General features: G+C 56.9%; 22 protein-coding genes and 3 tRNA genes. 12 read left to right on the forward strand and 13 right to left on the reverse strand.

The window, feature by feature from the left end:
• Positions 1-16 precede the first annotated feature (16 nt).
• Together tsaE and nnr are read right to left on the reverse strand one after the other, a co-directional pair.
• Complete coding sequence (gene tsaE / locus FHW76_RS20970) at positions 17-478, reverse strand: tRNA (adenosine(37)-N6)-threonylcarbamoyltransferase complex ATPase subunit type 1 TsaE (protein ID WP_012543113.1); 462 nt, start codon at positions 476-478, stop codon at positions 17-19.
• Positions 471-1,982 (reverse strand): bifunctional ADP-dependent NAD(P)H-hydrate dehydratase/NAD(P)H-hydrate epimerase, encoded by a 1,512-nt coding sequence (gene nnr, locus FHW76_RS20975; protein WP_023323501.1) that lies wholly within the window; start codon positions 1,980-1,982, stop codon positions 471-473. Before nnr ends, tsaE begins: the two co-directional genes overlap by 8 nt.
• A 13-nt stretch (positions 1,983-1,995) precedes the next feature.
• Here nnr and queG point away from each other — a divergent pair, with 13 nt between their 5' ends.
• A complete protein-coding gene (gene queG, locus FHW76_RS20980; RefSeq protein WP_008807198.1) occupies positions 1,996-3,135 on the forward strand; it encodes a tRNA epoxyqueuosine(34) reductase QueG in 1,140 nt (379 codons plus the stop codon).
• 270 nt (positions 3,136-3,405) lie between these two features.
• On the opposite strand, the gene FHW76_RS20985 is transcribed toward queG, so the two are convergent.
• The 3 genes from FHW76_RS20985 to FHW76_RS20995 all read right to left on the reverse strand — a co-directional run bounded on the left by FHW76_RS20985 (position 3,406) and on the right by FHW76_RS20995 (position 3,773).
• Positions 3,406-3,481: transfer RNA gene (locus tag FHW76_RS20985), tRNA-Gly, on the reverse strand.
• Positions 3,482-3,553: 72 nt separating this feature from the next.
• Positions 3,554-3,629: transfer RNA gene (locus FHW76_RS20990), tRNA-Gly, on the reverse strand.
• Positions 3,630-3,697: 68 nt separating this feature from the next.
• Positions 3,698-3,773, reverse strand: a tRNA-Gly gene (locus tag FHW76_RS20995).
• 294 nt (positions 3,774-4,067) lie between these two features.
• Here FHW76_RS20995 and FHW76_RS21000 point away from each other — a divergent pair.
• Positions 4,068-4,799 carry a transporter substrate-binding domain-containing protein gene (locus tag FHW76_RS21000; RefSeq protein ID WP_032731766.1) on the forward strand — a complete coding sequence of 244 codons (732 nt, stop codon included), beginning with the start codon at positions 4,068-4,070 and terminating at the stop codon, positions 4,797-4,799.
• Positions 4,800-4,839: 40 nt separating this feature from the next.
• Here FHW76_RS21000 and orn read toward each other — a convergent pair whose 3' ends face one another.
• The gene (orn, locus tag FHW76_RS21005; RefSeq protein WP_004206435.1) at positions 4,840-5,385 is read right to left on the reverse strand and encodes an oligoribonuclease; all 546 of its coding nucleotides are present in this window, start codon (positions 5,383-5,385) and stop codon (positions 4,840-4,842) included.
• Positions 5,386-5,479: 94 nt separating this feature from the next.
• Between orn and rsgA the strand changes: the two genes are divergently transcribed.
• From rsgA to mscM, 3 genes are all read left to right on the forward strand, one after another.
• Positions 5,480-6,541, forward strand: a complete 1,062-nt coding sequence (gene rsgA / locus FHW76_RS21010) for a small ribosomal subunit biogenesis GTPase RsgA (protein ID WP_008807202.1) — start codon at positions 5,480-5,482, stop codon at positions 6,539-6,541.
• A 160-nt stretch (positions 6,542-6,701) separates the two neighbouring features.
• Positions 6,702-7,664, forward strand: a complete 963-nt coding sequence (gene asd, locus FHW76_RS21015) for an archaetidylserine decarboxylase (RefSeq protein ID WP_012969117.1) — start codon at positions 6,702-6,704, stop codon at positions 7,662-7,664.
• 24 nt (positions 7,665-7,688) lie between these two features.
• Positions 7,689-11,018, forward strand: coding sequence for a miniconductance mechanosensitive channel MscM (gene mscM / locus FHW76_RS21020; protein WP_032731763.1), 3,330 nt, complete (start codon positions 7,689-7,691; stop codon positions 11,016-11,018).
• A gap of 37 nt (positions 11,019-11,055) precedes the next feature.
• On the opposite strand, the gene yjeM is transcribed toward mscM, so the two are convergent.
• Together yjeM and epmA are read right to left on the reverse strand one after the other, a co-directional pair.
• On the reverse strand, positions 11,056-12,558 hold the full coding sequence (yjeM, locus tag FHW76_RS21025) for a glutamate/gamma-aminobutyrate family transporter YjeM (protein WP_016160143.1): 1,503 nt from the start codon (positions 12,556-12,558) through the stop codon (positions 11,056-11,058).
• 188 nt (positions 12,559-12,746) lie between these two features.
• Positions 12,747-13,724 (reverse strand): elongation factor P--(R)-beta-lysine ligase, encoded by a 978-nt coding sequence (gene epmA / locus FHW76_RS21030; protein ID WP_008807206.1) that lies wholly within the window; start codon positions 13,722-13,724, stop codon positions 12,747-12,749.
• Positions 13,725-13,999: 275 nt separating this feature from the next.
• Between epmA and frdA the strand changes: the two genes are divergently transcribed.
• The 5 genes from frdA to FHW76_RS21055 all read left to right on the forward strand — a co-directional run bounded on the left by frdA (position 14,000) and on the right by FHW76_RS21055 (position 17,940).
• Entirely contained in the window at positions 14,000-15,790 is a 1,791-nt protein-coding gene (gene frdA / locus FHW76_RS21035; protein ID WP_008807207.1) for a fumarate reductase (quinol) flavoprotein subunit, read from the forward strand.
• The gene (frdB, locus tag FHW76_RS21040; RefSeq protein WP_004177729.1) at positions 15,783-16,517 is read left to right on the forward strand and encodes a fumarate reductase iron-sulfur protein; all 735 of its coding nucleotides are present in this window, start codon (positions 15,783-15,785) and stop codon (positions 16,515-16,517) included. The genes frdA and frdB overlap by 8 nt, the downstream gene beginning before the upstream one ends.
• A gap of 10 nt (positions 16,518-16,527) precedes the next feature.
• On the forward strand, positions 16,528-16,923 hold the full coding sequence (frdC, locus tag FHW76_RS21045; RefSeq protein ID WP_002885530.1) for a fumarate reductase subunit FrdC: 396 nt from the start codon (positions 16,528-16,530) through the stop codon (positions 16,921-16,923).
• A 10-nt stretch (positions 16,924-16,933) separates the two neighbouring features.
• Positions 16,934-17,293 (forward strand): fumarate reductase subunit FrdD, encoded by a 360-nt coding sequence (gene frdD / locus FHW76_RS21050; RefSeq protein WP_002885526.1) that lies wholly within the window; start codon positions 16,934-16,936, stop codon positions 17,291-17,293.
• Positions 17,294-17,406: 113 nt separating this feature from the next.
• The gene (locus FHW76_RS21055; RefSeq protein WP_008807208.1) at positions 17,407-17,940 is read left to right on the forward strand and encodes a lipocalin family protein; all 534 of its coding nucleotides are present in this window, start codon (positions 17,407-17,409) and stop codon (positions 17,938-17,940) included.
• On the opposite strand, the gene sugE is transcribed toward FHW76_RS21055, so the two are convergent.
• The 4 genes from sugE to efp form a co-directional block, all read right to left on the reverse strand.
• Positions 17,937-18,254, reverse strand: coding sequence for a quaternary ammonium compound efflux SMR transporter SugE (gene sugE / locus FHW76_RS21060; RefSeq protein WP_008807209.1), 318 nt, complete (start codon positions 18,252-18,254; stop codon positions 17,937-17,939). The two genes, FHW76_RS21055 and sugE, sit on opposite strands and share 4 nt — an antisense overlap.
• A 142-nt stretch (positions 18,255-18,396) precedes the next feature.
• Positions 18,397-18,543 (reverse strand): lipoprotein toxin entericidin B, encoded by a 147-nt coding sequence (ecnB, locus tag FHW76_RS21065; protein WP_004206423.1) that lies wholly within the window; start codon positions 18,541-18,543, stop codon positions 18,397-18,399.
• A gap of 158 nt (positions 18,544-18,701) precedes the next feature.
• Entirely contained in the window at positions 18,702-18,833 is a 132-nt protein-coding gene (locus FHW76_RS21070) for an entericidin A/B family lipoprotein (RefSeq protein WP_002885511.1), read from the reverse strand.
• Between the two features lie 73 nt (positions 18,834-18,906).
• Positions 18,907-19,473 (reverse strand): elongation factor P, encoded by a 567-nt coding sequence (efp, locus tag FHW76_RS21075; RefSeq protein ID WP_002885506.1) that lies wholly within the window; start codon positions 19,471-19,473, stop codon positions 18,907-18,909.
• Positions 19,474-19,514: 41 nt separating this feature from the next.
• Between efp and epmB the strand changes: the two genes are divergently transcribed.
• Positions 19,515-20,543 carry an EF-P beta-lysylation protein EpmB gene (gene epmB, locus FHW76_RS21080; protein WP_008807210.1) on the forward strand — a complete coding sequence of 343 codons (1,029 nt, stop codon included), beginning with the start codon at positions 19,515-19,517 and terminating at the stop codon, positions 20,541-20,543.
• A 146-nt stretch (positions 20,544-20,689) separates the two neighbouring features.
• Here epmB and FHW76_RS21085 read toward each other — a convergent pair whose 3' ends face one another.
• Complete coding sequence (locus FHW76_RS21085) at positions 20,690-21,334, reverse strand: winged helix-turn-helix domain-containing protein (RefSeq protein ID WP_022064649.1); 645 nt, start codon at positions 21,332-21,334, stop codon at positions 20,690-20,692.
• 477 nt (positions 21,335-21,811) lie between these two features.
• Here FHW76_RS21085 and FHW76_RS21090 point away from each other — a divergent pair, with 477 nt between their 5' ends.
• Positions 21,812-22,363 (forward strand): fimbrial protein, encoded by a 552-nt coding sequence (locus FHW76_RS21090; protein ID WP_022064650.1) that lies wholly within the window; start codon positions 21,812-21,814, stop codon positions 22,361-22,363.
• The last annotated feature ends 55 nt before the right edge of the window (positions 22,364-22,418 follow it).

A 22,418-nucleotide genomic window follows, 5' to 3' on the forward strand; every position in this document is an offset into this window, starting at 1 on the left:
CCCGTCATCCTTCAGGCTAAATGGCTAAACGCGCCAGTAAAGATTCACCCCGTGAGGAGATCGCGGTAATACGCGCCTCACGCCCTTGTGCCTGGTAATCAAGGTGAATTTCAACATCCGGGTCAGGCAGGACACCTGCGCCTTGCTGCGGCCATTCCACCAGGCAGATGGCATCGTCGGCAAAATAATCACGGATCCCCATAAATTCGAGCTCCTCAGGATCCGCCAGTCGGTAGAGATCGAAGTGATATACCATCAGATTCTCGAGGGTATACGGCTCCACCAGGGTATAGGTTGGGCTTTTGACATTGCCGCGGTGACCGAGCGCCTGCAAAAATCCGCGGCTGAAGGTCGTTTTCCCCGCGCCTAAATCACCATACAGATAAATCACGGTGGCGCCGGTACAGGCCTGCGCGATGCGGTCGCCAAGGGCCAGCGTGGCCTGCTCATCGGGTAAAGGAATCACTCGGTTAATCATGGTCTACGTCAATCACATCCGGGTTAACAACACGCCTGAGCGTGGAAAAGAGATCGGTCGCCAGCATACCGCGGGTGCCCTCGCGAGCGGCCACCCGGTCGGCGGCATCGCCATGAGCGACGCACCCGGCACAGGCTGCATCATACGGCGTCAGGTGCTGTCCTAACAATGCGGCAATAATGCCGGTAAGCACATCGCCCATCCCGCCGCTGGCCATCCCGGCATTGCCGGCATCGATAATGCCCATCGCCCCGCTTTCACTGGCCACCACCGTGCCTGCGCCTTTCAGCACAACCACGCCACCATACCGTTTTACCAGACGCTGCGCAGAAAGTAAGCGATCGCTTTCAATTTCTGCCACGCTAACGTTCAGCAGACGGGCCGCTTCGCCGGGGTGCGGCGTTAACACGCGATTGTGACGTTTATCGGGATTGAATGCCAGCAGGTTCAGCGCGTCAGCGTCCCAGACCATCGGTTTGTTAAAACTTTCCACCGTGCGCAGGGCGCTGCGCCCCCATTCGCGCTGCCCCAGACCCGGGCCAATCGCCACCACATCAGCCCATTCCAGCGCGGCTTTCAGGGTCTGGGGCGTCAGTTCATCTACCATTAATTCCGGCCGCACGGTGACAATGGGCGCCACGTTCTCCGGGTGAGTAAGCACTCGCACCAGCCCTGCACCGCTGCGTAGGGCCGCTTCACCGCACATACGGATAGCGCCTGCTGTGCCGCGATCGCCGCCGACAATCACCAGCTTGCCGTGATCGCCCTTATGGGAGGTGGCCCGCCGCGGCGGCAGCCAGTCGGCGAGGTGGGCGGCGCAAAACCGCGTCAGGGGAGTACTTTGCCCGGCGAGCCAGCGCTCGAGCCCAAGGGCATGATGATGGAGATGCCCGACGACATCCCGCGCCTTGCCGGTCAGCAGCCCGGGTTTGAGGGCGATAAAGGTCAGGGTGTGGTCGGCCTGAACCACTGCACCTGGGGTCGCGCCGGTCTGCGCATTCAGGCCGGAAGGGATATCCAGCGCCACCACCGGCGCCGGGTGGTGGTTCGCCTGGTGGATGAGCGCCGCGACGGGATCGCGCGGCGCACTGCGCAGACCGGTGCCGAGCAGGCCATCAATAATCAGTGAGATATCGTCGGGCCACGGGATAGTCGCCGCATGGATCACGCCGCCGGCGTTAAGCCACGCCTCCCGCGCCGCCTGCGCCTCTTCCGGCAGCGGGCTGTCACTCTCTACCGCCAGCAGCGTCACCCGCCGCCCCGCGGCCTGTGCCAGACGCGCGACAACATATCCGTCGCCGCCGTTGTTGCCATGTCCGCAGAGGATCAGCCAGTGCGCGCTGGCGGGATAAGCGCGGCTGGCCAGCTGAAAGGCCGCCTCGCCCGCGCGCTGCATCAGTTCGAACAGCGTCAGCCCCAGGCTGTCCGCCGCCTCTCGTTCGGCCAGGCGCAGCGCCTCCGCAGGCCAAATGTTGTATGGTATACTGTCAGGGTTTTTCGTCATTGTATGGTCCATCATGTCACAGCCCCTCGATCTCGTTCAGTTAGCGCAACAAATCAAACAGTGGGGCACAGAGCTCGGGTTCCAGCAGGTGGGTATCGCCGATACCGACCTCAGCGCTAGTGAACCCAAACTGCAGGCATGGCTGGATAAACAATACCACGGCGAAATGGAGTGGATGGCCCGTCACGGTATGATGCGCGCCCGTCCCCACGAACTGCTGCCCGGTACGTTACGCGTTATCAGCGTGCGGATGAACTATCTGCCCGCCAACGCCGCCTTTGCCCGCACCCTGAAAGATCCCGCACTGGGTTACGTCAGCCGTTATGCCCTCGGGCGTGATTATCATAAGCTGCTACGTAATCGCCTGAAAAAACTGGGGGAGAAGATTCAGGAACAGTGTGCTTCGCTCAATTTTAGACCTTTTGTCGATTCCGCGCCTATCCTGGAGCGGCCAATCGCAGAAAAAGCGGGCCTTGGCTGGACAGGTAAGCACTCACTTATCTTAAGCCGCGACGCGGGATCATTCTTTTTCCTCGGCGAACTGCTGATCGATCTGCCTCTACCGGTCGACAGCCCGGTTGCGGAGGAGTGCGGACGCTGCGTCGCCTGCATGACCATCTGCCCCACCGGCGCCATCGTTGAGCCCTACACCGTCGACGCCCGGCGCTGCATCTCCTATCTCACCATTGAACTGGAAGGCTCTATCCCGGAGGAGTTCCGTCCGCTTATCGGCAACCGTATTTACGGTTGTGATGATTGTCAGTTGATCTGTCCGTGGAACCGTTTCTCACAGCTCACCGATGAAGAGGATTTCAGTCCACGCAAAGCGTTGCATGCGCCACCGCTGGTGGAGCTGTTCGCCTGGAGCGAAGCGTGGTTTCTGAAGGTAACCGAAGGGTCGGCGATTCGTCGCATTGGCCACCTGCGCTGGCTGCGCAATATCGCCGTCGCGCTGGGCAATGCGCCCTGGGATGAAGCCCATCTTCGCGCGCTGGAGAGTCGCCGGGGTGAGCACCCGCTTCTCGACGAGCACATCGAATGGGCTATCGCTGAGCAAATAAACAAGCGGAACGCCGACGCCGTCGAAGTACAACTGCCGAAAAAATTACGTCTGGTCAGGGTAGTAGAGAAAGGCTTGCCGCGCGACGCCTGATTCATTCACAGGCTGTGAATAAAATCTAAAACACATTGCGTTTCAAGGCGCAGACCGAGGTCAAGTGATCGGATTAACATTTCGAAATGAAATTTAATTGTTAAATTTCAATGGTATATAAAGATACTATTTACAAAGCGAAGCATTTACGCCGTCAAAGACGGAACGACAACCTGTGGATAACTCTGTTCACAGTATTTCTGGATATCAAATGAAAATCATCCCCGGCGCTGGATTGCACTGTGGATAAATAAGAGATGGAAGAAAATTTGGAGCGGGAAACGAGACTCGAACTCGCGACCCCGACCTTGGCAAGGTCGTGCTCTACCAACTGAGCTATTCCCGCTTAATCATCGTCATTCAAGCTACCGTGTAGCAACCTGAATACTGCGACTGGTGTGGTATGTCTTTCAAATTTTGGAGCGGGAAACGAGACTCGAACTCGCGACCCCGACCTTGGCAAGGTCGTGCTCTACCAACTGAGCTATTCCCGCTTAATCTTCGGCTTTCGCCTCGCATCTGCGAGTTGAAACCCTGTGATCAGGATGGTGCTTTCAAATTTTGGAGCGGGAAACGAGACTCGAACTCGCGACCCCGACCTTGGCAAGGTCGTGCTCTACCAACTGAGCTATTCCCGCGTTACTGCTTTTTTTGCCATATTTTGATGGCGTCGTAATTTGCATTTCTGCGTCGTTACGGGAGGCGCATTATACGAGAATTCGATGCCCCTGCAACCCCCTGACGATCACTTTTTTGCGTTTTTTGTTTAAATGGACATTTTCTCGCCACCTACGCCGCTGAATTGTATAAATAAGCGTCATAACGGGCAAAATTGCTTTTTCCGCCCGGCTGAATGACGCAAAATCGCTCGCATCATAGTGCGGTGGCGCGACGTATAACGTGGCCACCACGACGCCAAACAGGGAATTAGCATGAGAAAAGTCCTCACCGTCCTGCTGCTGAGCACGCTGGCCATCGGAACCGCGTCAGCCGAGACGCTCCATTTTGGCACTACCACGGCCAATCCGCCGTTTGTCACCGCCAACGGCAAAAATCAGCCCGTCGGCTTCGATATCGATCTCGCTCACGCCCTGTGCCAGCAGATGCAGGCGCAGTGCCAGTTTACGGCGCAGCGTTTCGATACCCTGATCCCGGCATTGCGCTTTAAGAAGTTTGATGCGGTGATTGCCGGTATGGAAGTGATCCCAATGCGCGAGAAGCAGGTCGCCTTTAGCCGCCCCTATCGACAGGCCCTCTCCGGGGTGGTGATCGTCAATAAAGATGTCGCCCATACCTTTGCCGATCTGAAAGCCAAAAAAATCGGCGTGGTGAAAGGCACGCTGCACCAGCACTATCTGCGCAATAAGCAGAAGGCCGTGCAGGCGATCCCTTACGACGACGTCGCCAGCGCTTTAGCCGCGCTGAAAGCCGGCGAAATAACCGGCGTCATGAGCGACTTCGCCACCCTTGACGCCTGGCAACAAGAGAACCCTGACTACGCCATCATGGATGAGCGGGCCACCGACCCGGCTTATTACGGTAAGCAGTATGCGATTGCGGTGCGCAAAGACGATCCGGAGTTGCTGAATGCCATCAACGATGCCCTGACCGCGGTCATGGCGACGCCTGACTTCCAGCAGATGCAGCAAAAGTGGTTTAAATAATCAGAAAGATGTACCGGGCCGCACCAGGCCCGGTATTGGTTTACAGCTTAATGAAATGCTCGCGATAGTAGGCCAGCTCGGCAACCGACTCGCGGATATCGTCCATCGCCTGATGGGTGCCCTGCTTTTTAAAGCCGTCGAGAATTTCCGGCTTCCAGCGGCGAGCCAGCTCTTTCAGCGTGCTGACGTCCAGATAGCGGTAGTGGAAATAGGCTTCCAGTTGCGGCATGTACTTAAACAGGAAGCGACGATCCTGGCCGATGCTGTTGCCGCAGATCGGCGACTTGCCTGCCGGCACCCACTGCTTAAGAAACTCAATGGTCGCCAGTTCGGCATCGTGCTCGCTGACGGCGCTGGCCTTCACGCGATCCACCAGTCCGCTGCCGGTATGCGTCCGCACATTCCACTCGTCCATTAATGCCAGCTGAGCATCCGACTGATGCACGGCGATAGTCGGCCCTTCAGCCAAAATGTTCAGGTTGGCATCGGTCACCAGGGTGGCGATTTCGATAATGCGATCGCGCTCCGGATCCAGCCCTGTCATCTCAAGATCGATCCAAATGAGGTTGTTTTCATTTGCACTCATGCTATTTTCCACCCTTCTTGCGTGACTATATTCATCTAAAATAGCGTGTATCATAGAGGTTTTGCCCCATCAGGGCGACCAGGAGCCAGTTCGATTGAGTAAAAATAAACTCTCCAAAGGCCAGCAGCGCCGCGTCAACGCCAACCACCAGCGCCGCCTGAAAACCACTGCGGAGAAGGCCGACTACGATGACAACCTGTTTGGCGAAACGTCGGAAGGCATTGTCATCAGTCGCTTTGGTATGCATGCCGACGTCGAATCCGCTGACGGTAGCGTCCATCGCTGCAACATTCGCCGGACAATCCGTTCGCTGGTCACCGGCGACCGCGTGGTCTGGCGGCCGGGTAAAGACGCCGCCGACGGCGTAAACGTCAAAGGGATCGTCGAAGCGGTGCACGAGCGCGCCTCCGTCCTGACGCGTCCGGATTTTTACGACGGCGTGAAGCCTATCGCCGCCAATATCGATCAGATCGTGGTGGTTTCCGCGATCCTGCCTGAACTGTCGCTGAATATTATCGATCGCTATCTGGTGGCCTGCGAGGCGCAGGATATCGAGCCGTTGATCGTCCTGAATAAAATCGATCTGCTGGATGACGATGGCCTGCGCTTCGTCAATGAGCAAATGGACATCTACCGCAATATCGGCTACCGCGTGCTCATGGTCTCCAGCCGGACTCAGGACGGTCTCAAGCCGCTGGAAGCGGCCCTGACCGACCGCATCAGCATTTTCGCCGGGCAGTCCGGGGTCGGTAAATCGAGTCTGCTGAATGCCCTGCTGGGGCTGAATGAGGATCAGATCCTCACCAATGATGTCTCGGACGTTTCCGGCTTAGGCCAGCACACCACCACCGCGGCGCGCCTCTACCACTTCCCGCACGGCGGCGATGTGATTGATTCGCCGGGCGTTCGTGAATTTGGCCTCTGGCATCTGGAAGCGGAACAAATCACCCATGGCTTTGTCGAATTCCATGATTATTTAGGCCATTGCAAATACCGCGACTGTAAACACGATAACGATCCTGGCTGTGCGCTTCGCGAAGCGGTAGAGAACGGCAAGATCGCCGAAAGCCGTTTTGAGAACTACCACCGCATCCTCGAAAGCATGGAGCAGGTACAGGTAAAAACGCGTAAAAACTTTTCCTCGTCCGATGACTGATCATTAAGCTGAGCATCACGTCAGGCTCTGCCAGGACGCGGTCAAACTGCGACTAACGCGGATGCCATTTGGCGAGGTTTACGTATAGAATCGTCCCCTTTTTTCAGGACCCCGCCCGCGGGCGGGGTCAGGAACGACATATCATGGCCTGGAGGCTACTTTGTTAAACGATCTTAAACTTTCACTGCAATACATTCTGCCTAAACTGTGGCTCACCCGCCTCGCAGGCTGGGGTGCGAGCAAACGCGCAGGTTGGTTGACGAAACTGGTCATCGATCTGTTCGTGAAATACTACAAGGTCGATATGAAAGAGGCGCAGAAGCCGGATACCGCGGCTTATCGCACCTTCAACGATTTCTTTGTGCGTCCGCTGCGCGACGACGTTCGCCCGCTGAATACCGATCCCAACGTGCTGGTGATGCCGGCAGACGGCGTGATCAGCCAGCTTGGCGCCATTGAAGACGATAAAATCCTGCAGGCCAAAGGTCATGACTACAGCCTGGAAGCCCTGCTGGCCGGCAACTATCAAATGGCCGACCTGTTCCGTAACGGCAGCTTCGCCACCACCTATCTGTCGCCGCGCGACTATCACCGCGTGCACATGCCGTGCAACGGCATCCTGCGCGAAATGATCTACGTCCCTGGCGACCTGTTCTCGGTTAACCATCTGACGGCGCAGAATGTGCCTAACCTGTTCGCCCGTAACGAGCGCGTCATCTGCCTGTTTGATACTGAGTTTGGCCCAATGGCGCAAATTCTGGTGGGCGCGACTATCGTCGGCAGCATCGAGACCGTGTGGTCCGGCACCGTGACCCCGCCGCGCGAAGGCATTATTAAACGCTGGACCTGGCCCGCTGGCGACAGCGAAGGCTCCGTCGCCCTGCTGAAAGGCCAGGAGATGGGCCGCTTCAAACTGGGTTCCACCGTGATCAACCTGTTTGCCCCGGGCCAGGTGAAGCTGGTCGACTCGCTGCAAAGCCTGTCCGTGACTAAAATCGGCCAACCGCTGGCGACCGCCGTGGAAGCCAGCACCGCTGCTGAACCCGCGCCGTTACCGGAAGAAGAGATCCGCGCCGAACACCGCGCCAGCCCGCTGGTTGACGATACACAAGACCAAGGTTAATTCTTCAGCAAAAAGGGTTATGCCGTGCGCCTGATATACACTTTCCTGTTGGCCTTGAGCCTCAGTTTCGGGGCGTACGCTGCGACAGCCCCGGATGCTAAACAGATAACCCAGGAACTGGAACAGGCGAAGGCGGCAAAGCCCGCCCAGCCTGAAACCGTTGAAGTTCTGCAGTCCGCGCTGAACGCGCTTGAGGAGCAAAAATCGTCCCTCGAGCGCGCCCGTCAGTATCAGGACGTTATCGATAATTTCCCCAAACTGTTTCAAAGCCTGCGCTCCCAGCTCAACAATCTGAGCGAAGAACCGCGCCAGGTGCCAACCGGCCTGACCGCCGATGCGCTGAACCAGGAGATCCTGCAGGTCAGCAGCCAGCTGCTGGAATCGAGCCGCCAGGCGCAGCAGGAGCAGGATCGCGCGCGTGAAATCGCCGACTCCCTGAACCAGCTGCCGCAACAGCAAACCGATGCCCGTCGTCAGCTCAATGAGGTTGAGCGCCGCATCGGCACGCAAACCGGCAACAATGCTCTCGCCCAGGCGCAAAATCTTGCCCTGCAGGCGGAATCGGCGCGCCTGAAGGCGCTGGTGGATGAACTCGACCTCGCCCAGCTTTCCGCCAACAACCGCCAGGAGCTGTCGCGCGCCCGTTCCGAGCTGGCGCAAAAGCAGAGCGAACAACTGGATGCCTATCTGCAGGCGCTGCGCAATTTACAGAACAGCCAGCGCCAGCGGGAGGCGGAAAAGGCGCTGGAGAGCACCGAACTGCTGGCGGAGAACAGTGAAAACCTGCCGCCGGACATCACCGCGCAGTTCAAGGTCAACCGGGAGCTCTCCCAGGCGCTGAACCAGCAGGCGCAGCGCATGGATCTGGTGGCCTCCCAGCAGCGGCAGGCGACGAATCAAACGCTGCAGGTGCGCCAGGCGTTAAACACCCTGCGCGAGCAATCGCAGTGGCTGGGCTCTTCCAACCTGCTGGGTGAAGCCTTACGCGCCCAGGTGGCGCGACTGCCGGAACGCCCTCGCCCACAGCAGCTGGATACGGAAATGGCACAGTTGCGCGTGCAGCGTCTGCGCTTTGAAGATTTACTCAGTAAGCAACCACAGCTGCGGCAGATCCGTCAGGCCGACGGCCAACCGCTGACCAGCGAGCAGAACAAGATCCTGCAGGCGCAGCTGCGCACGCAGAACGAGCTGCTGAACTCGCTGCTGCGCGGCGGCGATACTCTGATGCTGGAGCTCACTAAGCTGAAGGTCGCCAACGGCCAGCTGGAAGACGCGCTGAAAGAGATCAACGAAGCGACCCACCGCTATCTGTTCTGGACTTCGGACGTCAGCCCCATCGGCTTCTCCTGGCCGCTGGAGATTGTCCAGGATCTACGGCGTCTGATCTCCCTGGATACCATCAGCGAGCTGGGCAAAGCCAGCGCGATGATGCTCACCAGCAAAGAGACCTTGCTGCCGCTGTTTGCCGCCCTGCTGCTGGTTGGCTTTAGCATCAGCTCCCGACGCCATTTCACCCGCTTCCTTGAGCGCTCCAGCGCCCGGGTGGGGAAAGTCACCCAGGATCACTTCTGGCTGACGCTGCGCACGGTCTTCTGGTCGATACTGGTGGCCTCGCCGCTGCCGGTGCTGTGGATGACGCTCGGCTATGGCCTGCAGTCCGCCTGGCCCTTCCCGCTGGCGGTGGCGATAGGCGATGGGGTCACGGCGACCGTGCCTTTGCTGTGGGTGGTGATGATCTGCGCCACCTTCGCCCGGCCAAACGGGCTGTTTATCGCCCACTTCGGCTGGCCGCGTAACCGCGTGGCGAAGGCGATGCGCTACTACCTGATGAGCATCGGGCTGATTGTGCCGCTGATTATGGCGCTGATCATGTTTGATAATCTTAACGACCGCGAGTTCTCCGCTTCGCTGGGCCGCCTGTGCTTCCTGTTGATCTGCGGCGCGCTGGCGGTGGTTACCCTGAGCCTTAAGCACGCCGGTATTCCGCTCTATCTGGATAAAGAGGGGAATGGCGACAATATGGTGAACCGCCTGCTGTGGAACCTGATGCTTGGCGCCCCGCTGGTGGCCATGCTGGCGGCCGCCGTCGGCTACCTCGCCACCGCCCAGGCGCTGCTTGCGCGTCTGGAAACCTCGGTCGCCATCTGGTTCCTGCTGCTGGTGGTCTATCACATCATCCGCCGCTGGATGCTGATCCAGCGCCGCCGGCTGGCCTTCGACCGGGCCCGCCACCGTCGCGCGGAAATTCTCGCCCAGCGCGCCCGCGGCGAAGATGAGCCCGTTCACCTCAGCAGTCCGGAGGGGTCGGTGGAGACGGAGGTCAGCGAGGTCGATCTCGATGCCATCAGTACCCAGTCGCTGCGGCTTGTGCGTTCCCTGCTGATGCTGATCGCGCTGCTGTCGGTCATCGTGCTGTGGTCGGAAATTCATTCGGCGTTTGGCTTCCTTGAGAATATCTCGCTGTGGGACGTGACCTCGACGGTACAAGGGGTGGAAAGCCTTGAGCCGATCACGCTTGGCGCGGTGTTGATTGCCATTCTGGTGCTGATCATCACCACTCAGCTGGTGCGCAACCTGCCCGCGCTGCTGGAACTGGCGATCCTCCAGCATCTCGATTTAACGCCCGGCACCGGCTACGCCATCACCACCATCACCAAATATCTGCTGATGCTCGTCGGCGGGCTGGTGGGCTTCTCGATGATCGGTATTGAGTGGTCGAAGCTGCAGTGGCTGGTCGCCGCGCTGGGTGTGGGTCTCGGGTTTGGCCTGCAGGAGATCTTCGCCAACTTTATCTCCGGCCTGATTATCCTGTTTGAGAAGCCGATCCGCATCGGCGATACAGTCACCATTCGCGACCTGACGGGCAGCGTCACCCGCATTAATACCCGTGCGACCACCATCAGTGACTGGGACCGGAAAGAGATTATCGTGCCGAACAAGGCGTTCATCACCGAACAGTTTATCAACTGGTCGCTGTCGGACTCAGTCACCCGCGTGGTGCTGACAGTGCCGGCCCCCGTGGACGCCGATACCGACGAGGTCACGAAAATTCTCATTGCCGCGGCGCATCGCTGCTCGCTGGTCATCGATACCCCGGCGCCGGAGGCGTTTCTCGTCGACCTGCAGCAGGGGATCCAGATTTTCGAGCTGCGTATTTTTGCCGCGGAGATGGGGCATCGCATGCCGCTGCGCCATGAGATGCATCAGCTGATCCTGGCGGGCTTCCGCGAACATGGCATTGATATGCCGTTCCCTCCGTTCCAGATGCGTTTGGAAAGTATCGACGGCAGGCAAAGCAGTAAAACCATGACCTCGGCCGGAAAAACCAGCCGCCGTACGGCTGGTAGCCTGTAAACCATCCCCTGCCCGGCTGCACCGCCGGGCAGGTTCTTTAACTCTCCATCACCAGCGCGCCGGACGCCATGCGCCGACGGTAGCTTTCGTAGATCCCCAGCGCCAGCAGTGAGAAGAAGATCGGTCCACCGACCATCCACAGGGTACTGTTCCAGTCCCCGCTGTCGATGACGGGTTGGATAATGGTGAAGATATTGGCGAAAGTCACCACCAGCAACACCACGCCGGTCGCCAGCAGCGTCGACGAACGGTTTTTGAAAATCACGAACGGTCGGTCAAGATGCGTTTTCGCCTTGAAGAACGGGAAGGCGATGGTCAGGAATAGATAGGGCAAGGTCATGGAGACATTGGCCATCAGCGTCAGCTTGTTATAAAACGCGGAAGCGCTATCCCCACCGAACGATACCAGTACGATAAACACCCCGACCAGCAGACACTGCAGCCACATCGCCGCGGCGGGCATGCCGTTGACGTTGAGACGGGTCATCACCGACGGCCAGAGCGCTTTTGGCGTGCCCTGGATAATCGCTTTCAGGGGAGAATAGCTGAGGGTGAAGAACGCGCCGGTGTAAGCGAGAAACATCGACAGGCCCGTAATACGGGCGAACCAGACTCCGGTCAGGGCCGCCGACTCTGGCGTCAGGTGCAGAGCCTGGCCGAGCGTCGTCCCAAGGCTGGTCATCAGCACATAGGTGATGTTGCCGAGGTTGGTCGAACGCGCGCCAAGCACCTGCTGCCAGTTGGCGCTCACGCCCCACAGCACAATCGCCAGCGAGTAACCGACCGAGATAACGATCGCCGCGATGATAATCCCTTTGGCAAAGTTCTTTTCCGGCTTATCAGTCTTATCCACTAAGCCGCCGACCGCCTCAATTCCGCCATAGGCAAAGATGGCAAATACCACAAACGACAGCATCGCCATGCCCGACTGATACCCGGGATTAGGTGAAAAGGTGAAGTTTAACGGTTGGGCGAAATGGCCGCCGTTGAGCAGGAGGATCGCCCCGCTCACCAGCAGTAGCACCAGGTTAAGCCCCATCACCGCGATGCCGCCGACGGCGGTGATTTTGGCGATTTTATTGATCCCTTTGACGGCAATAAAGGTCACGACACCCATCCAGCAGGCTGCCAGAATGCCCACCGTCTGCGTCGGGGTCAGGCTAGCCAGCGCCCAGGTCTGGGTTTTGTCCGCGCCAAACAAAAAGGTGGATAACGGCACCCAAATTTTAGCCGCCGTACTCACCATCCACACCACGTACGACGCAAACCACATAAAGGTGCCGATGAAAGCAAAGCGCGGCCCGACGCTGTGGTTCATCCAGGAATAGATCCCGCCCTCTTCGCGACGATAAGCCGAGCCCATCTCCGCCATCATCAGCGCGAACGGAATAAAGAAAAAGAGGGCGGAAAAAAGATAAAACGGCATCGCACTGTAGCCCATCAGATAAAACGCCGACGGGCTGTTGGCAAAGCCAAACACCGAAGTGAAGATCATCAGAATCAGCCCAATCAGGCTCATCTTCTTGAATTGTTGATGCATAAATCTATCCAAACGAGGGCATCACCCAACAGGCAACGCCTGGCCTCAAAAAATGAGCGCGGATAGTAGCAAAAGCACGGAAGGAGATTGTGGGTATTCGGGCGAAAACCGGGATAGCGTGAGGGAGGATCGGTCAGGGCGGGTCTGTCACCTCCCCCGCTCTAAGGCGGCAGGAGGTGACAGCGCCATCAGGCGCGGTCGACCGTAAAGGCGATCACCTCGCCGATGCTTTCGGCACCCAGCGCCAGCATCACCACACGGTCAACGCCCAGCGCCACGCCGGAGCAGTCCGGCAGGCCCGCCTCTAGTGCCGCCAGCAGGTTGTTATCGATAGGCTGCTGCGGAAGGCCGCGCGCGGCGCGTTTGCGGTTGTCCTGCTCGAATCGCAGACGCTGTTCGCGGGCATCGGTCAGCTCGTGGAAACCATTCGCCAGCTCAATACCTTTGTAGTAAACCTCGAAGCGCTCAGCGACCCGATGATCTTCCGGGCTGATCTGCGCTAACGAGGCCTGGGTGGCCGGGAAATGATAGATAAACGTCGGCCGATCTTTACCGATGTGCGGCTCCACGCCCATGGTGAACAACAGTTGCAGCAGCGTGTCGCGATCTTCTTCAGTATCGGCGATATTGCTTAAATCCAGCTTCGCCGCGACTTCACGCAACTGCGTTTTATCAGCAGAGAGCGGATCAATATCCAGATGACGCTGGAACGCCTGCTGATAGGAGAGGCTTTCCGCTGGCTGACACTCCAGAACCTGCTGCAGCAGGTCGTCCACCTCGTTGATCAGGCGATACATGTCATAGCACGGACGATACCACTCCAGCATGGTGAATTCCGGGTTGTGATGCCGGCCCATCTCTTCATTACGAAAGCTGCGACACAACTGGAAAACCGGACCGCAGCCCGCCGCCAGCAGGCGCTTCATATGGTATTCCGGACTGGTCATCAGGTACAGATTGAGTCCCTGTGAATGGCCCGGGCCGACGAAACGGGTTTCGAACGGGAACAAATGAATATCCGTTACCGTCGCCTGACTCATGCAAGGCGTCTCCACCTCCAGCACGCCGCGATCGGTAAAGAAACGGCGGATTTCCGCCATCACCGCCGCGCGTTTCAACAGATTGGGAATGGGTGCGCTCGGCTGCCAGGTTGCCGTCTCGCTCATGGTACTTTCTCCGATTGCAAATTAAGGGCACGAAGTCTACTCGCAACCGGCGAGTGAAACAAATTTTGTGCAATCCCCGGCAGATTACATGCCATTAATCTATCGTTAACCTGAATGCATAAATATCACTGATAAATAACCGCACATATCGATAAAAAAATCGAACACGTCAATTTTCCTTACTGACCCTACGGCTATACTCCTGTACCTATAAAGGAGCAGTGATACTTTTTCGCCAGCCCGGCGGCGAAATACACTAAAACTGGAGGAATGTCGTGCAAACTTTTCAAGCCGATCTCGCCGTAATTGGTGCTGGCGGAGCAGGCCTACGCGCCGCTATCGCCGCCGCCCAGGCCAACCCCAATGCCAAAATCGCCCTGATTTCTAAAGTCTATCCGATGCGCAGCCATACGGTCGCTGCAGAAGGGGGGTCCGCAGCCGTTGCCCAGGATCACGATAGCTTTGAGTACCATTTTCACGACACCGTCGCCGGAGGCGACTGGCTGTGCGAGCAGGATGTCGTCGACTATTTCGTTCATCACTGCCCAACGGAAATGACCCAGCTGGAACAGTGGGGATGCCCGTGGAGCCGCCGCCCCGACGGCAGCGTCAACGTCCGGCGCTTCGGTGGGATGAAAATCGAACGCACCTGGTTTGCCGCCGATAAAACCGGCTTCCACATGCTGCATACTCTCTTCCAGACCTCCCTTCAGTTTCCCCAAATTCAGCGCTTTGATGAACATTTCGTCCTTGACCTGCTGGTCGATGACGGGCAGGCCCGCGGCCTGGTAGCGATGAATATGATGGAAGGCACCCTGGTGCAGATCCGCGCTAACGCGGTCGTGCTGGCTACCGGCGGCGCCGGGCGCGTCTATCGTTACAACACCAACGGCGGCATCGTTACTGGTGATGGTATGGGTATGGCGCTGGGCCATGGCGTGCCGCTGCGCGATATGGAATTTGTTCAGTATCACCCGACCGGCCTGCCGGGCTCCGGGATCCTGATGACCGAAGGCTGCCGCGGTGAAGGCGGGATTCTGGTCAACAAAAACGGCTATCGCTACCTGCAGGATTACGGCATGGGCCCGGAAACCCCGCTCGGCGAACCGAAGAACAAATATATGGAGCTGGGTCCACGCGACAAAGTGTCCCAGGCCTTCTGGCACGAATGGCGGAAAGGGAACACCATCCCGACGCCGCGCGGCGACGTGGTCTACCTCGATCTCCGCCACCTCGGCGAGAAAAAACTGCTGGAGCGTCTGCCGTTTATCTGTGAACTGGCGAAAGCCTACGTCGGCGTCGACCCGGTGAAAGAGCCGATCCCGGTGCGCCCGACCGCGCACTACACCATGGGCGGTATCGAAACCGATCAGCAGTGTGAAACCCGGATCAAAGGGCTGTTTGCCGTGGGCGAATGCTCGTCCGTCGGTCTGCACGGCGCCAACCGTCTGGGTTCCAACTCGCTGGCCGAGCTGGTGGTCTTCGGCCGCCTGGCCGGGGAACAGGCTATGCAGCGCGCCGCACAGACGACTGAGGCAAATAGTGCCGCACTAGATGCACAGGCCGCCGATGTAGAGCAACGGCTGAAAAATCTCGTGAACCAGGAAGGTAACGAAAACTGGGCGAAAATCCGCGACGAAATGGGGCTGTCGATGGAGGAAGGCTGCGGCATCTACCGTACGCCGGAGCTGATGCAGAAAACTATCGATAAGCTGGCTGAGCTGCAGGAGCGCTTCAAGCGCGTGCGCATTACCGACAACTCCAGCGTGTTCAACACCGACCTGCTGTACACCATTGAACTGGGACACGGCCTGAACGTTGCCGAATGTATGGCGCACTCGGCCATCGCCCGAAAAGAATCGCGCGGTGCGCACCAGCGTCTGGATGAGGGCTGTACCGAGCGCGACGACGTCAACTTCCTCAAGCACACCCTCGCCTTCCGCGAGGCCGATGGCACCACCCGTCTGGAATATGGCGACGTGAAGATCACCACGCTGCCACCGGCAAAACGTGTCTATGGCGCCGAAGCGGAAGCGGCTGAGAAGAAGGAGACCACCCATGGCTGAGATGAAAAACCTGAAAGTCGAAGTGGTGCGCTACAACCCGGAGGTCGACACCGCACCGCATAGCGCATTCTATGACGTGCCCTATGATGAGCAGACCTCGCTGCTGGACGCCCTGGGCTACATCAAAGACAACCTGGCGCCAGACCTGAGCTACCGCTGGTCCTGCCGGATGGCGATCTGCGGCTCCTGCGGCATGATGGTCAACAAAGTGCCGAAGCTGGCCTGTAAAACGTTCCTGCGCGATTACACCAAAGGCATCAAAGTTGAGGCGCTGGCCAACTTCCCGATCGAACGCGATCTGGTGGTGGATATGACCCACTTTATCGAAAGTCTGGAGGCCATTAAGCCGTATATCATCGGCAATAACCGCACGCCGGACCAGGGGCCAAACAAGCAGACGCCAGCCCAGATGGCCAAATACCATCAGTTCTCCGGCTGCATCAACTGCGGGCTGTGCTATGCCGCCTGCCCGCAGTTCGGCCTGAATCCGGAATTTATCGGCCCGGCGGCGATCACCCTCGCCCACCGCTACAACGAAGACAGCCGCGACCACGGCAAAAAGGAACGTATGGCGCAGCTTAACGGCCAGAACGGCGTCTGGACCTGTACTTTCGTGGGCTACTGCTCGGAAGTGTGTCCGAAGCACGTCGACCCGGCGGCCGCGATCCAGCAGGGCAAGGTGGAAAGCTCGAAAGACTTTCTTATCGCCACCCTGAAACCACGCTAAGGAGTGCATTATGACGACGAAACGCAAACCCTACGTGCGGCCAATGACCTCCACCTGGTGGAAAAAGCTGCCGTTTTATCGCTTCTACATGGTGCGGGAAGGGACAGCGGTACCGACAGTATGGTTTAGCATTGTGCTGATTTACGGGCTGTTTGCCCTCAAGCACGGCGCCGAAAGCTGGGCGGGATATATCGGATTCCTGCAAAACCCGGTGGTGGTGATCCTCAATCTGATTACCCTGGCGGCGGCGCTGCTGCACACCAAAACCTGGTTTGAGCTGGCGCCGAAAGCCGCCAACGTCATCATCAAAGGCGAAAAAATGGGGCCAGAGCCGGTCATTAAAGGGCTCTGGGTGGTAACGGCGGTGGTCACTGTGGTGATCCTGTTTGTGGCCCTGTTCTGGTAAGGAGGCTGAGATGATTAATCCCAATCCGAAACGTTCCGATGAACCCGTATTCTGGGGGCTGTTTGGCGCAGGCGGCATGTGGGGCGCGATCGTCGCGCCGGTGATGGTGCTGCTGGTCGGCATCTTGCTGCCGCTGGGGCTCGCCCCGGCCGACGCCTTCAGCTATGAGCGCGTGCTGGCTTTTGCCCAAAGCTTTATCGGCCGCGCATTCATCTTTCTGATGATTGTTCTGCCGCTGTGGTGCGGTCTACACCGTATTCACCACGCCATGCACGACCTGAAAATCCATGTACCCAACGGTAAGTGGGTCTTCTACGGCCTGGCGGCAATCCTCAGCGTCATCACCCTCGTTGGCGTACTGTTTATCTGATCCTGCAAGAGCCCGGTCGCATTTCTGCTACCGGGCTCGCTTCATGTAAAAATCTTGCCGCCTTTTCCCTGCTGGACTCTACACTTAGCTTAAAAGCCAGCAAGGAGCATGCCATGCGTATCCTGCCGATAATCACCGCGATTGCCGTCTCGTTCCTGTCTGTCGCCTGCAGCACGCCCACCCCACCGCCGGGCGTCACCGTGGTCAGTCCCTTCGACGTTCAGCGCTATCTGGGTACCTGGTATGAAATCGCCCGCTTTGACCACCCTTTTGAAAGCGGGCTGGAAAAGGTCACGATCGCCTGGCACCCACGCGATGACGGCGGCCTGGACGTGGTCAATAAAGGCTATAACCCCGACCGCGGTATGTGGCAGAAAACGGATGGAGTGGCGTACTTTACCGGCGAGCCCAGCCGCGCCGCGCTGAAGATCTCCTTCTTCGGCCCTTTCTACGGCAGCTATAACGTCATTGCCCTGGATAAGGAGTATCGTTACGCGCTGGTCTGCGGACCCGATCGCGACTATCTCTGGTTACTGGCGCGGGCACCGACCATCGCTCCGGAGGTCAGGCAGCAGATGCTGGATATTGCTACCCGGCAGGGCTTTGATGTCAGCAAACTGATCTGGGTCAATCAGCGCTACAACTAGTGCGCGCTAATCTTCAGGCCAATGATGCCGACCACGATGCAGGCGAGACTGGCGATACGCATAGCGCTGGCGGATTCACCCAACAGCACAATACCGGTCACGGCGGCGCCCACAGCGCCGATTCCGGTCCAGACGGCGTAAGCAGTTCCCACCGGCAGGGTTTTCATCGCCCACGAAAGCAGCGCCATGCTGACGACCATCGCCACGATGGTGATGACGCTGGGAACCAGTCGGCTAAAGCCATGGGTATATTTCAGGCCGACGGCCCATACCACTTCCAGCAGACCAGCGATAAATAAGACTATCCAGGACATAAGGCTCCTTTGCTGGGGCCGTCCCCGGATGAGAAACGCTTACGGGTCGTCCCGTAAGGTGGATGAAAAGTCGCAGTGAGTATATCCAACAGGATGGGGGAAGTGAAGAACGGTACGGCGTAAAACCGTACCGTCGACGGCGTTATTGCTGAGCTTTGGTTGCCGCACCAGAGATTGCGCTGCCGCCTTCTGAAATATCCTGACCCACTCCGCGCGTAGTGTTACAAGCAGTCAGTGCTGAAGAGAGGACCAAAACCGTAAAGAACGCTGCAATCGTTTTTTTCACCATAATGTCATCCTTAGTGTCAGTTTTGTTTTCATGCCCTATAAGCATAGACAAACCGTCCACAGATGAAGGGATCTTTGCGATTTTTAAGAGAAAAGGAATATTCGTGGAGGAAGCTGGCGCGCCAGGAGGCAACCGCCACTAGCAAAACGGAAGGAAATTTAGCTCACGGCGTGAGAGATGGCGTGGCCCAGGCCCTGAATATCTTCACCCACTCCGCGGGCGGTGTTGCAGCCAGCCAGTAACGCGCTGCTCAGAAACAGTAACACCAGAAGTTTTACGCTGCGCTTCATGTCTCGTGTTCGTCGTACCTGTGCGTAAAGAGCGGCGCAGCACGGAGGCTGCGCCAGTCAACATGGCGCGAAATTATTTCACGCGGGATACGTATTCGCCAGAGCGAGTATCCACTTTGATCACTTCGCCAATCTGGACGAACAGCGGAACTTTAACCACGGCGCCAGTAGACAGGGTCGCTGGTTTACCGCCAGTACCCGCGGTGTCGCCTTTCAGACCTGGATCGGTTTCAATGATTTCCAGCTCAACGAAGTTCGGCGGGGTGACCGCGATCGGCTGGCCGTTCCACAGGGTCACGATGCACTCAGCTTGATCCAGCAGCCATTTAGCGTTGTCACCGATCGCTTTCGCGTCAGCAGACAGCTGTTCGAAAGTTTCGTTGTTCATGAAGTGCCAGAACTCACCGTCGTTGTACAGGTAAGTCAGGTTCATATCGACAACGTCCGCGCCTTCTGCCGAATCGGTAGATTTGAAGGTTTTCTCAACACGGGTGCCAGTCAGCAGGCGGCGCAGTTTAACGCGCGCAAACGCCTGGCCTTTACCTGGTTTAACGAATTCGCTGGCTTCTACCGCATAAGGTTCGCCATCTAACATGATTTTAAGACCAGCACGAAAATCGTTGCTATAGTAAGTCGCCATAAGGCCCTCTGAAATTGTTTAACTGGTAGCTAAGCCACAAAATGGCGCATATTGTAACCCTAAATACCCCATCCAGAGAAGATTGGATAACGCAACTTGCCAATGTTGTGACCAGTCCTGATGAACTGCTGCGTCTTTTAAATGTAGACGCTGATGAAAAACTGCTGGCCGGACGCGAGGCCAGACGCCTGTTCCCGCTGCGCGTCCCGCGCGCGTTTATCGCCCGCATGGAGAAAGGCAACCCTAACGATCCGCTGCTTCGTCAGGTACTTACCGCCGAGGAAGAGTTTATCGTCGCCCCCGGATACTCCACCGATCCGCTGGAAGAACAGCACAGCGTGGTGCCCGGCTTGTTGCACAAATATCACAACCGGGCACTGCTACTGGTGAAAGGCGGTTGTGCGGTAAATTGTCGTTACTGCTTCCGCCGCCACTTCCCATACGCCGAAAATCAGGGCACCAGGCGCAACTGGCAGACGGCAATGGACTACATCGCAGCGCATCCGCAGCTTGATGAAATCATCTTCTCCGGCGGCGACCCGCTGATGGCAAAGGACCATGAGCTTGACTGGCTGATGACCCAGCTGGAAGCTATTCCGCACGTTAAGCGTCTGCGTATTCACAGCCGCCTGCCAATTGTGATCCCGGCGCGCATCACCGAGACGCTGGCCAGCCGCTTCCAGCGTTCGTCGCTGCAGGTAATCCTGGTTAACCACGTCAACCACGCCAATGAAATTGACGATGAGTTCCGCGCGGCGATGGCCATGCTGCGTCAGGCGGGCGTCACGTTGCTCAACCAGAGCGTGCTGCTGCGCGGGGTGAACGACAACGCGCAAACCCTGGCCGACCTCAGCAATGCGCTGTTTGACGCCGGGGTAATGCCCTACTACCTGCACGTGCTGGATCGGGTGCAAGGGGCGGCGCACTTCATGGTTAGCGATGATGAAGCCCGTGAAATCATGCGTGAACTATTGACCCTCATCTCCGGCTACATGGTGCCGAAGCTGGCGCGCGAGATCGGCGGGGAACCCAGCAAGACGCCGCTGGATTTAGGGCTGAAGCAGCGATAAACGTCAGATTCTCTTGTCTGCCAGGACGCTCTGGCAGACAAACCATGTGAAGCCATTTCTTGCCAGAGGATTAGGTAAACAGCTATCAGCTGTCAGCTGTCAGCTGTCAGCTATCGCATTACGTGATAACCCCCTATTGCGACAAGCTAACGGTGAAGCACCACCAGCACCACGATATTAATCACAATCATCACTACAATCAGCGCGATTAACCAGGTGGGCATTTTAAAAGTTACCTGTAATCGTTCCGATTGTTTTTCTGGTATCTCCACTTTATTCTCTATCAACTCATTGCCCTGAATCGCTAAGCTTTCTGTTAATGGAATAACTACGTGATCGTCAGAATGACCTTTGCTCTCGGCAGTAACGTCGGCAACCTTATTATTTTGATAATGCGTTAATGTCGCCCGATTCATATTCTCGCACTCTTCATCAGAGAGAGGGATGATCAGGGTATCTGGCGCGACGCTAAACCCTTTTTGCCTGACGGTGATAATGATATCCGCCGACAACCCCGCTTTGAGCAATGATTTTCGCAGCAAAGAGATATTTTGATAGAACGTATTTTGTGACACCACCACTCCCCGGGTTTCCCAAACAGCAGCCAGAAATTCATCCCGCGAAATCACTTTACCGCTATTCTGCAAGAGTAACAGCAAGCATCTGGCAGTGGGCGCATTGAGGCTGACACACTCTCCGTCACCTGAAAGCGGCCGCAGCTCATTCATATTTGCATTAAAGATAACTTCATGATTAATCATACACCCATTAAATAACGCAGCGTTATCCATATCCCTGCCCCACGAAAAACCATTATCCATAATAAATTCTAATTAGTTCAGCCAACATGGTCTATGAACATTATCATTTCAAAAAGGAACGAGTTTAGTTCACATTGACCGGCGCCACACAGAATACAGGAGATAAATCAATATGCGACAGTTATCTTGTTTAGCCCCCGCATTTTCAGATTAAATTCACCTCAAATAATGGCAGCATCTCAATCTACTATAAAAGCATTAAATTCAGAGGCATTTCATAAAGAATTCACAAGCATTTTTTGCACCATGCTTTTAAATTACTCCCGCTTTCCCATGGTTCGCTATGGCAAGCGATATCATAGAGCCGGCAATTGCATTGATAAATATCGAGCACACCTCAAACATTTATCAAAATTATCAATAAATGATATGTCATTCACATGATAATAATTAATTATCGGTATCTATGCAGGACTAAGTAACTTTATATTTATATGGACTTGTAAAATGAAAAAAAATGCTAAGCTTCTCGCTGCATTCGTAGCTGCGTCAATCATCTCCTGCAATGCACTGGCAGCTGATGGTACTGTTCAGTTCACCGGTACTATCACCGATGCTTCCTGCGAAACGCACATCGGTAGCCTGACTGGCGGCAGCAACGAAACCGTTGATCTGGGCATTGTACCTGTAAGCAGCTTCTCTGGCGTAGGTTCAACTGCGGCACAAGGCGCTGGCTCTACTAATGTGAAGATTTTCCTGACCGAATGCCCAGCGGGTACTCCGACTCAGGCAACTCTGAAGTTTGATGGCGCTTATTATAATGGCGATAACAGCTACCTGGCATTGGACAGCGGTTCCACAGCGTCTGGAGTTGCGATCCTGCTGTCTAACCCAAGCGGCAATGCGCTGAAGCTGGGTGAGCCGTCTGAGCCGTTCACTCTGAACGTAGGTACCGGTAGCTCTACCGAGCTGAACTTCAAAGCAGCTTATATCCAGCGTGAAACCACCATCTCTGCTGGTACTGCAAACTCTAGCGCTACCTTTACCATTAACTATTAATAGTAGTTAAGACGTAATTTGTGCTCCCATAAATGGGAGCACATCCTCTTTTTAA

The organism is Klebsiella sp. RC2 (assembly GCF_014192815.1).
GTDB lineage: Bacteria > Pseudomonadota > Gammaproteobacteria > Enterobacterales > Enterobacteriaceae > Klebsiella > Klebsiella variicola.